The following is a 12,363-nucleotide window of genomic DNA, read 5'->3' on the forward strand; positions in this document are numbered from 1 at the left end:
AGCGTAGCTGCGGCTATAACCCACTGTTGAACGGCCGCGTTTCTATATAGGGGATTTGCTTTTTTCATGGTGGGACGTCCCTGTAAAATAACTCGCTTAATACCAAAATCTGTTTGGACTATGCCGCTTCAGATCGTCTTTGATCGCCGCTATGTTGGTTCATAATGTACCTTTTTGTAGCGTGATTTTACCAGAGAGGCAAGCTATTCCCTCAGGCCTTTTAACCTAATCTTTTTTATACTCTGATCTCACTAAGCGCTAACCGCTATTGTCCCATGGCAGCATGACGCGAAGCCGTTCTATCACTTTTTACTGAGCAAAAAGTCGTAAAGCCGCTTGGTAATTCAATCGGCTGTAGTTAGTCCCTCGCACGGCGAGGCTGTTGGCTCATTCCCATGCGTTTGATTAGCGCTGACGCGTCGAAGCATGAGACATAGCGCAAGCGAATTAAATGCCATGGAATGAAGCATCAATGCAGGTTGATGTGCCGAAGCTGGATAGCTTCGGCACATTGATGATTTATTTCGGTGTGGCGAGATTGATCCCCGATGGAATCGGGTCGTACGGCTCCCTCGCTCTGCGAGGTCTTACAGGTCGCGGCACGGAGTGCGCTCCTACTAGAATTAATTTGGGATGCTTAATCCCTCGCGCAGCGAGGTCGTACAAGAGCTTTTCTGCCTTGGCTTATTGGCGATACTCCATGCGTTTGATTCGTGCGCTCTTTAAATAAACACTAGGTCGAAGCATGAGACATAGCGCAAGCTAATTAAATGCCATGGGATAGAGTATCAAAGCAGGTTGAGATACCGAAGCTGGATAGCTTGGAATGTTGATGATTTATTTCGGTGAGGCGAGATTAATCCCCGATGGAATCGTACGGCTCCCTCGCGCAGCGAGGTCGTACTGAGCTTTTTTGACTTGGTTCATTAGCGAAATCCCATGTGTTTAATTTGCGCTGACGCGTCGAAGCATGAGACATAGCGCAAGCGAATTAAATGCCATGGGATTGAGTATCAATGCAGGCTGGGGTTATCCCCGATGAAATCGGGTCGTACGATTCCCTCCCGCAGCGAGGTCGTACAGGGATTTTGTGTGGTAGTATTTGCGGCTTGTTAGGGAGTGGTTTGGGTTATGATTGAGAAACAAGATTTGCTGGATATTGCGCGTCAGAAGATGCCATTCGGGAAGTACGAGGGGCGTTTGATCGTGGATTTACCAGAGGAATATTTACTTTGGTTTAACCATAAAGGTTGGCCGGAGGGTAAGTTAGGCCGTTGGTTGCAGCTGGCGTTGGAGGTGAAGATTAACGGTTTGGAAAAGATCGTCGAGCCGCTGAAATTGCCTGAAGCGCAGAAACCTAAGCAGCCAAAAGTACAAATTCGTTTTGATGATTTAGACTAATTTATACTGATGCGCGTCGCGAAATGTGCACTTTTAACTTGTCGCTTGATTAAAGTTTGAGTAAAGTCACGCCACTTTTTATTTTACAAAGCGGCTGACTGTGAAACAACGCACTCACTTTTTCTTGATCCTCTGCTGGCTAGCGTACTTTGCTGTACCGCTGGTGAACGGTATTGGTCAGTCAGGTGTGCAACGGATCGAGCTTTGTACCACTCAAGGCGTCGAGAGCTATTTTGTTTACGCGTCCGACCTACAGCAAGAGATACAACAAGACTCTCAAGCGAGTCAGCATAGCAGTTCCCATTCTTGTCCCTGTACGCATTTCTTTATGGACACCGCCACCACCGCACTGGCGTTCCATATCCATCAAAAAGTTGTAGACCAACCGACTCACTCGTCTCAAACACCACAAACACGTCCAATCCGCACCACTCAAGCCCGTGCGCCTCCTGCATTCATTGCGTTAAGTGAAGATCAAAAACTAGCATGATGCCCTGACAATTGTCGGGGCATCAACTTTGTATGCCCGAATAGTTGCAGGAATTCTAATGTTTGGTTCTAAGGACTTTTACCGCTCTGTATGGCGCTGGCACTTCTTCGCCGGTCTATACGTCACTCCGTTTTTAATTATGCTCTCCATCACTGGTTTAATGATGCTGTTTGCGCCGATTGTTGAGCGTATGCAACACTCAGATTTGTACTATGTTGATCAAGCTACCAATACCCCATTGACCTATGAACAGCAGTATCAGTTGGTCGCGGATCAATACCCAGCAGATCAAATCCAACGCGTTTATGTGTCGGATTCCGCAACCGACGCCACTCGCTTTCAAGTGAAAATGGACGATGACACACGCTCTGTTTTTGTCGACCCTTATCAGGGCAAAGTACTGGGTGATTTGACCGTCAGTAACTCTCTTTATGCATGGGCGGACGATACCCATGGCACCTTCATGATTGGCTTAACAGGCGATTGGTTAATTGAGATTGCCATCAGTTTTACAATTTTGTTGATCCTAACCGGCGTGTACATGTGGTGGCCAAGTAAAGGGCAGTCAAAGTGGCGTGCGGCTACGACGGTCCGTGGTAAAGGCCGCTCCATGTGGCGCAACCTGCACAGTGTGACCGGTGTTTGGATCGCTGTTATTTTACTTTTCTTCAGCATCTCGGGGTTATCTTGGGCCAGTGTCTGGGGCGGAAAATTAGTTCAAGCCTGGAGCACGTTTCCAACCGAACAAAGCGCTAAAAACGTGTCTTCAACGCTGACGCATAACGACTTAAATCCAGAAGGCGTGAAGCAAATCCCTTGGAACCTTGAGCAGTCCCCTTTACCTGAGTCATCCGCATTTGGTGATCACACCATTACATTAGATCGTGTGGTGAACGATGCTAAAGACATGGGCTTCACTCGCTTCCAAGTGCATTTTCCGCGTGGAGAACAAGGTGTTTTTACCGCGACAGCCAGCACAATGGGACGCGATATTAACAATGCGTTAGATGATCGAACCGTACACCTTGATCGTTATTCAGGCTCTGTGATCGCTGATGTTGGCTTTATGGATTACAACTGGTTTGCGAAATCCATGGCCTTTGGCATTGCCTTGCACATGGGACAGTTTGGTGTTTGGAACTTAGTCGCCTGCACGGTGTTCTGTTTGGCCGTGATTCTCATGTGCGTCTCTGGTGTGGTGATGTGGTGGAAGCGTCGCCCTAGCAATGCGGTGGATCTTTCTGCGCCCCCAATGCCTAAAAACCTAAAGCGCTGGCAACATGCGGTTTGGTTACTGCTGCCAATTTCATTACTGATGCCGATGGCAACCATCGGCATGGCTGTGATCATACTAGTTGATGTATTCGTTCTACTCTCTATCCCTAAACTACGAGCAAAATGGGCTTAGTCTACTAAAGCAAAAATGGACTGGGAGAAAGTTCTCCCAGTCCATGCCATCTTCCTTGATGGGGCCGACTCGGTTTGTCTAGCAATAGAGTGGCTTATAAACCGCCTTTCGTCAGTTTGGCGGGATCTAATAAACCTTCAAGCTCTTCATGGCTTAGTTCCGTTTCTTGCGCTGCGACATCGATCACTGGACGTTTTTCTTGATACGCTTTTTTGGCGATTTCTGCAGCTTTTGCATAGCCAATGATCGGGTTCAATGCGGTGACTAAGATTGGATTTTTAGCCAGCGCTTCATTTAACTTATCTTCATTTACGGTCAAAGTGGCAATGGCTTTATCTGCAAGTAAGTGCCCACTATTGGTTAGTAACTGAATGCTACTTAATAGGTTGCTGGCGATCACTGGAAGCATGACATTTAATTCAAAGTTGCCCGATTGCCCTGCAACCGTGATGGTGGCATCGTTGCCCATCACTTGCGCAGCCACCATCGCTGTGGCTTCAGGAATAACGGGGTTTACTTTACCAGGCATGATGGATGACCCCGGTTGAAGTGCTTCAAGAGTGATCTCCCCTAGCCCTGCGAGCGGACCTGAATTCATCCAACGTAAATCGTTAGCAATTTTCATGTAAGTGACAGCGATCGTTTTTAATGCTCCTGATAACGCTACGGCGGTATCTTGCGAACCAATTAGAGCAAAGTAATCGTCTGCGGGTGAAAACGTCACTTCGGTAATGGCAGACAGTTCTTGGCAAATTTTGGTCGAAAAATCTGGATGGGCATTGATGCCTGTACCAACGGCGGTGCCCCCTTGAGCCAGCTTAGTGACTTTAGGGAGTAAGGCATTTAGATTATCAATGTTGTCTTGCAGCTGCGCCGCCCAGCCATTAAAGGTTTGATCAAAGCGCACCGGCATCGCATCCATTAAGTGGGTACGGCCCGTTTTGGTGTAACCTTTCAGTGCTTGACCCTTTGTGTGTATCTCACTTTGTAAATGGCGTAATGCCGGAAGTAAGCGTTTGCTAACCTCAATAGCAGCACTCGCATGTATCGCACTGGGGATAATATCATTACTACTTTGACCAAAATTCACATGGTCGTTCGGCCCCACTTTATCACCCAGCTTGCGGCTAGCAAGCGTGGCAATAACTTCATTGGCGTTCATATTGGAGCTGGTTCCAGAACCCGTTTGAAACACATCAACAGGAAAATGCTGCATTAGATTGGGTTGCTGCAACAGTTCGCTACAAGCTTCATCGATCGCCGATGACATTTCTACAGTAATACAATCTAAAGATTGGTTAGCACGGGCCGCGGCCTGTTTCAGTTGTACCAGTGCTCGAATAAAAGGTTCTGGAAGTGATTGCCCACTTACAGGAAAATTATTAATTGCTCGCTGAGTCTGTGCGCCATATAGCGCACTTTCAGGGACGCTTAATTCGCCCATGCTATCGGCTTCAATTCTGGTGTTCATTGGTTAACTCCTAACTGTGCTTACTCGACATGAAGTAGTGACTTAACGCACGCAGTTCATGTTCTAGACGAAAATATTCCAAAGCATCTTGTTCGGTAATGACAAATCGTTTTAATTGCATCAATGGACGATGGATTGTATCTAAGCATAGTTCACGCCAGTGCATTGGCACAGAGGCATCACACACAGTTTCTAATAAGACTTGATAGACTCGCTTGAACAGGTCGTATGCATCTGAAATACCGATCTGCTCAGCATAAGCTTCACTGGTATCTAGATACTGAAACAACACTTTTGGTGAGTCAGCCGCCATGCCACGTTTGATGGTTTGCTCAATAACAGAAAACGGAACGATATGAGAAGTCATGATGAACACCTTTGATGCAAATGATAATAATTATCAATTAATCATTGAAGTCTAGACTTGTCAAGTCACGTAATGATGTTTAACACCACTTTATAACGCTTTGGATGTGCTCGAATAAAGAGAGAAAACGATTTTTAGCGCAAAGATAGCGTCTTTTTACGTGTTTTAAACAAAATAATGGGACGTTCTAAAAGAAGGGAAAACAAAATAACAAGATAGGAATAATTGCTGTCGATCAATAAAAAACCGACAGCAATGTCATCAGTACTTAGTGGTGATGGCCACCTACACCGTGGGCATGACCGTGAGAAACTTCCTCTGCAGTCGCTTCACGCGTGTCAATGACTTGTACGGAAAATGTAAGCTCTTTTCCGGCCAAAGGATGGTTTAGATCCACTGTCGCATGTTTAAGACCCGCTTTAACGATGGTCACTTGGCGTGCGCCTTGATCTGTGCGTACGGTTGCAACCATACCTGGCTTCCACTTTTTAGCGCCGTGTAGGTGCTTAACAGGAATCTGCTGTGTTTTGCCTTCTTCGCGCTCACCGTAGCCTTCAGCGCAGGGTACAGTCACTTCAAACTCATCACCTGCAGATTTACCCAGCATGGCTTTTTCAAGACCTGGAATGATGTTACCGTGACCATGTAGGTACGCCAGCGGATCATTCCCAGCCGATGTTTCAATTAGAGTGTCGCCTTCACGAAGCGTGTAGTGAAATTGCACTACCGAATTGTCTGCAATAGACATAAATTATCCTCATCTAAAAAATGGGTGCTATGCTAACTTAAACAGCACCTGTTACCTAAAAAATCATAAATTCAATGCTATCGTCGGTGATAACGATGTTTTTCACCATTTTCGCAGCCGCTTTTTCCATTGATGAATGGTTAAGCACATACACTGGGTGCGTATCAAAATAACCCGCCAGCGCTTTTTCGAACTCATCGTGTAATGAGCCAAGCGTATTACGTAACATCTGATCACTGATACTTGAGCCTTGAACGGTTATCTGTGTCAACTTTGCACCCACTAGATACACACGATCTTCTTCAATACGCAGTCCCGATTCAAACGACGGATCCAGCTGAGTTTGCATACTCATATCTTGGCCAAATACGTTCAACGTACCGCGAATATCGGTTTTCATATCCACCATTACCAATCCGCCATCTCGCTGGGTAAGATCGATTTTGGCCTGTTTGATCAATAGATCAAGGTTTAACGTGGAACCCTCTAACGTCAGCTGAATGATATCTGGCTGAGACGTTTCTAAACGCTGTGCGACTTCACGATTCAATTCGTCTTCGGTCACACTCATATCAGAGCAACCGGACAGCATGACTGTCACAGCCAAGCCCGCTAGCCACATTAGCTTTTTCTTCATAGTGATCGCGCCTCCTACAATTGACGCTTTTTATCAAACCAAATGCGCATAAAGTCTTCGGTGACTTTCTGCTCAATTTCTGAAGCTTCCTGCGTCGGGCAAAACAGTGAGACAGTAAACACGTTGTAGCCTTCAATCGTCGTACGGACTCTTACTTTGGGTTCAGGGCCCGCTATTTTGATGTCCAACCGTTTTTCAATCAAATTATTATACCGAATCGCCACTTCATGAAAGTGCTCACTGTATTCCTTTATTTTGGCAAGGATCGGCTCTTTTATTTCAAACAAATTTACGTCGTCTGTCAGTCTAGAAATCGAAAAGGTATGTTCAATATAACGACGCATGTAGTTTAAGTTTTGCACCGAGTTTGTTAGCAATACACTGTTTGGCACCACGGTTGTTCGGCCAGTATAGGCGTAGCTACCACCCTTAAAATCAACTTCAAACAAGGTGGTGGACAACCAATCGCTGTCGGTGACCTCTCCGTCATAATTGCCAATACGCACCCAGTCGCCTACGGTATAAGGGCGTGTGCTGGCCTTATAAAACGCGCCAACGATACAAGAAATAAACTCTTTTGTGGCAATGACCAATGCCACCATAAACGCTGCAATGGAAATGGCGATGTCTTGCAGTTCTGCTGACCAGATGATCACCAGACCAATCACGATCAGTAGATTAAACACATTATCAACGGTGTTTAATCGACGACGCTTGCGATCTACATCCAGCTTTTCATTGGCTCGCAATAGTCGTTTAACATAGCGACCAACTAGCACAACCCCTAATATCCAAAGTAACGTAGCAATGTATTCAAAATTGTCCGTTAATAACGACCAATTAATTTCAGACCATTCAACGCCAAACATAATTTCTTTAAGCCTCCTATTTTGCCGCCACTTTACCATGTCCCCGCCATTAGCCAAACAAAATACTAGACAACCCTAAATTATTATCTGTATATTTATACAGTATTCTAAATGAGGTGCGATTTATGCCTGTCGTAATTAAATATGTTGTTGAACGCAATGGTGTTGAAAAGATGACCTTCTCCTCTAAAGCGGAAGCAGATCACTATGACAAGCTATTGGAAACTGCAGAAAGCCTAGAAGATTTACTGCTCTCCAGCGGCGTTGTAGACGATGAAAAATTGACCGCTAAGCTAGCCATGTACTTAGCCGAAAACAAAGACGATGTGCTTGAAGCCTTCGGAAATAAACGTAAAAAAACCGCTAAGAAGTCGAACAATGAGCGCTCTTCTAAATCGGGCAGTAAGCCTGAATCGGAGGTGCTTGAAGACCTAGTGATCGAACCGGATGAAACCTCTTACGTTGACGACAACGGTGACGATTACCGCGCCAGTGACGATGCCATTGATTACAACAAAGATGAGATCTACAGCGACAGTGATGCAGCTTAAGCTGCATCACTGATGCCTTATTACACGGGAATATTCCACAGCCAAACTAGCCATGCGAGCCCTAGGCCAAGCGACAACACTGCGCCAACTCGTGGTGTTTGTATTGTCTCGTTCGACTCTCCCCGTTTGAGCTTTTTGCCGTGTAGCATAGCTGCGACCAAGCGCTCTTTGAAACGCACTTCATGGTACAACACAGCCAAGATATGTAAGGCAACCAACGCTAATAATATATTGGGTAAAAAATGATGAACGCTGCCTAACTGAGCGGTCATCTCGTCTGAGATAGAACCGTAGAAAGGCCCAAACCAAAAAATCTCATCACTGGTAAATAAGCCACTGCCCCACTGAGCCGTCAAAGCAAGCAATAACAAAATCACCATAACACCCCCCACGGGGTTATGGCCTAAATACTCCTCTCCCTTCCCTATTAGTAAGGTTTTGCTGTACTTAAATACATCTACAGGATGATATATAAACTGTTTAAATCTAGCAAAATCCGACCCAATGAAACCGTAAATAACCCGCGCGATAATGACGGCCGATAACCCATAGCCAAAGTAAAAATGCAGCTCCATGAAATCGCCATCACTTTTTCCGGTGATGATCAGCCCCGTAAACAATATCACCAATAACCAATGCATTAGCCGCACTGGCCAATCCCAAACTAATACCTTTTGTGCCTGCATGGCTGTCTCCTTAAAGAATGCATTCATTGTTTTAACGCTTTATGTCTTACTATACTGACTATAGGATTTGCCTTTTTCCCCAATATTAGGGACAGTAAAGAATCGAATGGATTTCACTTCTGTCCGCAGTTACGAGGCAGTAAGGAGCGCAAGACCGTGATCATTGGGCTTATCATAATCGTAGTGGTGCTACTCTTTGTAGCTGGCTACGTTTTATTTACGCAAAAATACCTTTACGTACATCACTCGACATTACTAACCTCTCCCGTTGACTCGTTGCAAGAGCATACTTTGCAATTAGAGTTTTGGTCGAGTTGGTTGCCGTGGGCACTGTATGACGAAAGTGCATCAGTACTGGTAAACCAACGTAACAGTCAATCCTTGAACGGTGCTTTGATCCAGCTCAAAGGCCAACACTTAGGTACGCTTTCTTGCCATATAGAGCAAGGTGACGACCCAAAATTAATTCGGTTTTATGTGACATCGGATCACTTTTATCTAAACCCAATTCAGATTCAAGTCGAGCTTACACACACAGAAGGCCAACAAACATTGTTAAATGTTACCGCCAGCAGTGAACTCAACTTTTGGCATCGCTACCGTCAAAATACAGAACTTAAACAACTGCATTCTGACATGCACTTACTGCTGATTCGCTTAAAAGCGCGCATGCCAAGCTCTCGCGACGCGAGCATTCATTTTGACGTGCAAGGCTGTCGAGCCTTACAAAATGTCGACGCTGTTACACGTCCCTTTATTGTGAGTGACCGTCCTATGTCAATGAAAATGGAACAAGGCTTTCGCGACCTCAATACAGCCTTAGGCCCTGATAACCCTCCGGCTGGACCTCGTTTTGCACTTTATGAAGCCGCAAACCTTAGCCAGCATTACTTTGTCGGTAAACTCGGTATTCCCATTCAGTGCTTTAGCCCCTGTGAGGCACAACCTGAGAAAATAACATTTAAAGGCAAATACATTGGGCTTAAATATCAAGGCAGCTACCAACATTTGTGGTTGGCGTGGCATGTACTTCATACTTACAGCAGATTGCATGGCTACAAACATGCCAAGCAACGTATGAGTCTAGAAGTGTATGAAACGTCTCCTCGGGAAACACCTGACGAAGAAAATTACATAACGGTTCTGCACCTGCCCATTCAATAAATTCGATGACGTCTGCTTACAATGAGCTCAGACCCCATTAATCGCTAAGCTGTACATACCATGTCCAGTTGCGCCCTTAGGATTAGATAAAGTGAACAACACTATGGATAATGCTTTGTACATTCGACATTTAGAAACATTACTACAGCGCTATCGCATTGCTAGCAGTCAATTTCAACTGGACACCATCGTGGTCGGTGCAGGCTCATTAAGTCACTACTTTGAAGACGATAACGCTCACCCCTTTAAGCCCTTTGCGGCGGCTCAACAGTGGCTCCCTTTTACGTTGCCTGCGGGAAGTTTTATTGTCATCAAGCAGGATAAGCCAGAGTTAATTTGGCCCGCGCAGCAAGATTTTTGGCATATGGCTAATGCTATCCCTGAAGGCGAATGGCAATCCCACTGGCGAATTACCCCGGTCAACGATGATAGCTGGACGCAATCACTTTCAGGCAACAGCGCCTTCATTGGCCCAGACGCAATCGGCTCTCTGACCCACCACCATGGCTTAATGACATGGCTAAACTATGACCGTGCGATTAAAACAGATTACGAAATCGCATGCTTAGAAACCGCAAACAAAATTGCAGCGAAAGGCCATATTGCCGCTCAGCAGGCCTTTTTATCTGGTGCCAGCGAGCTTCAAATACATCTTGCTTACCTTGATGCCACGCAACAAGATGCCATCAGCACACCGTACCCAAATATTATTGGCATCAATGAACACGCGGCAGTTTTGCACTATGAGCAAAAATCTTCCCTACGCCCGTTCCGGTCTTTGACATTACTGGTTGATGCGGGAGCAAGCCATCATGGTTACGCCAGCGATGTTACCCGTACCACGACAACGCTCAATGATGAGTTCAGTGCCTTACTCCACGATATGGACATCTTACAGCAATCCATTGCTAACCAAGCGGTCGCTGGCGTTGCGTTTGTGGAACTGCATCAAAAAACACTGCATGGTGTCGCCCATCTGCTAAAACAGCATGACATTTGCTCACTCAGCATTGAAGAGCAATTGGCTAAGCAAATTCCTCACCACTTTTACCCTCATGGCTTAGGGCATTTCTTAGGCCTCCAAGTACATGACGTAGGTGGACGTCAACTCGATGCAACCGGCGCACTACAAAACCCTCCTGCTGACAGCCCTTTCCTACGCCTAACCCGCGATCTCGTTCCTAATATGGTCATCACCATAGAGCCAGGCTTGTATTTCATTCCAATGTTGTTAGAAAAGCTCAGAGCTCAGCAGCCCAAGCATGGATGCGATATCAAGAAAATCGAAAGACTCATACCTTATGGCGGAATCCGCATTGAAGACAACATCGTTGTCGGTATAGAAGGTATCCGAAATCTAACCCGTGATGCGTTCGCGACACTGAGCTAACGCATTCATGTCAGATACCTTTTTCGGTATATTAATTTCATGTTCTTTTATAAACCCCCTTAAATACGACTTATGATTGACATATTTAAGGGGGTTAGCGGCTTTAAATTGCAGACGATTAATTAACCATATCAAAAGTCGTATATTTATCTTTTCAAGATCTACAATCCAGTGTGTAATATAGCCCGTCTGAATTATCGAGTTGAGGGTCAAAAGGCATGATGGAAAACCGGATTAAGTATCGCCACTTAGAATGCTTTTTAGAAGTGATTCGCCAAGGTAGTGTTGTACGAGCCGCAGATGCACTTTCCCTTACCCAGCCCGCAGTCTCCAAAAAATTAAAAGAGCTAGAAGAAATTCTAGGAGTACGTTTGCTTGAGCGAAGTAAAAAAGGCATTGAACTGACTCAATACGGCAACCTTTTTCTGGAACACGCCAGTACCAGTGTTGCGGCGCTTAGGGAAGGCGCGGAGCGTGTGAATCAAGCTTTGGTGACTGGTCAGCAAAAACTCAGTATCGGCGTACTGCCGACCGTTGCTACCAGTGTATTACCCGAAGCCGTAAAACGCTTTCGTGCCAACAATGTCGATGTACGCTTACACCTTGTCTCTGGCCCTAACTCCTTATTAATGAGCCAGCTGCGCGTTGGCGAGCTGGACTTAGTCGTAGGCAGAATGGGAGTGCCCGAGGCCATGGCTGGCATATCCTTTCAACATTTATATTCCGAGCAAATTGTATTCGCGGTGCGCCCAAATCACCCTTTACTGACAAAAAAAGACTTCCAATTAACTGAAATCACTCGCTTTACGGTGCTTTATCCGCCTGAAGAATCCATCACAGGTCCAACTGTCGACAGCTTCTTGCTAGCTGAAGGCGTGAGCAGTATTCGTGATCGTATCGATACGGTATCCGATGCTTTCGGTAAAGAGTTTATCCGTCACACCGACGCTATTTGGATCATTTCGCGTGGTGTTGTCGCCCGTGAAATTGCGGATGGCGAATTAGCAGAATTACCGGTCAATACTAAAGAAACCCTTAGCGCCGTTGGACTAAGCATTCGTGCCGATACTAATGAATCCATGGCACTGCAGTTGTTTGGTAAAGCAGTTAAAGAAACAGCGGCGCAATTAGACAGTTATTACAACCCCGACCATTAGCCGAATACATTGAAGTGGATTTCA

The 12,363-nt window shown here is 45.7% G+C and carries 13 protein-coding genes; 7 read left to right on the top strand and 6 right to left on the bottom strand.

Annotated features, from left to right (window positions below):
- Positions 1 to 1,131: 1,131 nt before the first annotated feature.
- The 3 genes from AYW76_RS04640 (at position 1,132) to AYW76_RS04650 (ending at position 3,299) form a co-directional block, all read left to right on the top strand.
- On the top strand, positions 1,132 to 1,401 hold the full coding sequence (locus AYW76_RS04640) for a DUF3820 family protein (RefSeq protein ID WP_067031908.1): 270 nt from the start codon (positions 1,132 to 1,134) through the stop codon (positions 1,399 to 1,401).
- 100 nt (positions 1,402 to 1,501) lie between these two features.
- Positions 1,502 to 1,891: a DUF2946 family protein gene (locus tag AYW76_RS04645; protein WP_067216403.1), complete on the top strand. Its 390-nt coding sequence runs from the start codon at positions 1,502 to 1,504 to the stop codon at positions 1,889 to 1,891.
- A gap of 58 nt (positions 1,892 to 1,949) precedes the next feature.
- Positions 1,950 to 3,299 (top strand): PepSY-associated TM helix domain-containing protein, encoded by a 1,350-nt coding sequence (locus AYW76_RS04650; protein ID WP_067216406.1) that lies wholly within the window; start codon positions 1,950 to 1,952, stop codon positions 3,297 to 3,299.
- Positions 3,300 to 3,393: 94 nt separating this feature from the next.
- Here the strand turns inward: AYW76_RS04650 and AYW76_RS04655 are convergent, their stop codons facing one another.
- The 5 genes from AYW76_RS04655 to AYW76_RS04675 form a co-directional block, all read right to left on the bottom strand.
- Complete coding sequence (locus AYW76_RS04655; RefSeq protein ID WP_067216410.1) at positions 3,394 to 4,770, bottom strand: class II fumarate hydratase; 1,377 nt, start codon at positions 4,768 to 4,770, stop codon at positions 3,394 to 3,396.
- Positions 4,771 to 4,780: 10 nt separating this feature from the next.
- The gene (locus AYW76_RS04660; RefSeq protein WP_067216418.1) at positions 4,781 to 5,137 is read right to left on the bottom strand and encodes a hypothetical protein; all 357 of its coding nucleotides are present in this window, start codon (positions 5,135 to 5,137) and stop codon (positions 4,781 to 4,783) included.
- 268 nt (positions 5,138 to 5,405) lie between these two features.
- The gene (locus tag AYW76_RS04665; RefSeq protein ID WP_067031924.1) at positions 5,406 to 5,885 is read right to left on the bottom strand and encodes an FKBP-type peptidyl-prolyl cis-trans isomerase; all 480 of its coding nucleotides are present in this window, start codon (positions 5,883 to 5,885) and stop codon (positions 5,406 to 5,408) included.
- 55 nt (positions 5,886 to 5,940) lie between these two features.
- Positions 5,941 to 6,522, bottom strand: a complete 582-nt coding sequence (locus tag AYW76_RS04670; protein ID WP_067031927.1) for a DUF1439 domain-containing protein — start codon at positions 6,520 to 6,522, stop codon at positions 5,941 to 5,943.
- Positions 6,523 to 6,536: 14 nt separating this feature from the next.
- The gene (locus tag AYW76_RS04675) at positions 6,537 to 7,391 is read right to left on the bottom strand and encodes a mechanosensitive ion channel family protein (protein WP_067031930.1); all 855 of its coding nucleotides are present in this window, start codon (positions 7,389 to 7,391) and stop codon (positions 6,537 to 6,539) included.
- Between the two features lie 125 nt (positions 7,392 to 7,516).
- Here AYW76_RS04675 and AYW76_RS19620 point away from each other — a divergent pair, with 125 nt between their 5' ends.
- The gene (locus AYW76_RS19620) at positions 7,517 to 7,942 is read left to right on the top strand and encodes a YebG family protein (RefSeq protein ID WP_067216421.1); all 426 of its coding nucleotides are present in this window, start codon (positions 7,517 to 7,519) and stop codon (positions 7,940 to 7,942) included.
- Positions 7,943 to 7,962: 20 nt separating this feature from the next.
- On the opposite strand, the gene AYW76_RS04685 is transcribed toward AYW76_RS19620, so the two are convergent.
- Positions 7,963 to 8,628, bottom strand: a complete 666-nt coding sequence (locus AYW76_RS04685; protein ID WP_156489024.1) for a cytochrome b/b6 domain-containing protein — start codon at positions 8,626 to 8,628, stop codon at positions 7,963 to 7,965.
- A 156-nt stretch (positions 8,629 to 8,784) separates the two neighbouring features.
- Here AYW76_RS04685 and AYW76_RS04690 point away from each other — a divergent pair, with 156 nt between their 5' ends.
- The 3 genes from AYW76_RS04690 (at position 8,785) to pcaQ (ending at position 12,339) form a co-directional block, all read left to right on the top strand.
- Positions 8,785 to 9,792 (top strand): hypothetical protein, encoded by a 1,008-nt coding sequence (locus AYW76_RS04690; protein ID WP_067216427.1) that lies wholly within the window; start codon positions 8,785 to 8,787, stop codon positions 9,790 to 9,792.
- A gap of 91 nt (positions 9,793 to 9,883) precedes the next feature.
- Entirely contained in the window at positions 9,884 to 11,182 is a 1,299-nt protein-coding gene (gene pepQ / locus AYW76_RS04695) for a Xaa-Pro dipeptidase (protein ID WP_231872551.1), read from the top strand.
- 218 nt (positions 11,183 to 11,400) lie between these two features.
- Positions 11,401 to 12,339 (top strand): pca operon transcription factor PcaQ, encoded by a 939-nt coding sequence (gene pcaQ, locus AYW76_RS04700; RefSeq protein ID WP_067216432.1) that lies wholly within the window; start codon positions 11,401 to 11,403, stop codon positions 12,337 to 12,339.
- The last annotated feature ends 24 nt before the right edge of the window (positions 12,340 to 12,363 follow it).

It is taken from the genome of Marinomonas gallaica, from assembly GCF_001639745.1.
Lineage (GTDB): Bacteria > Pseudomonadota > Gammaproteobacteria > Pseudomonadales > Marinomonadaceae > Marinomonas > Marinomonas gallaica.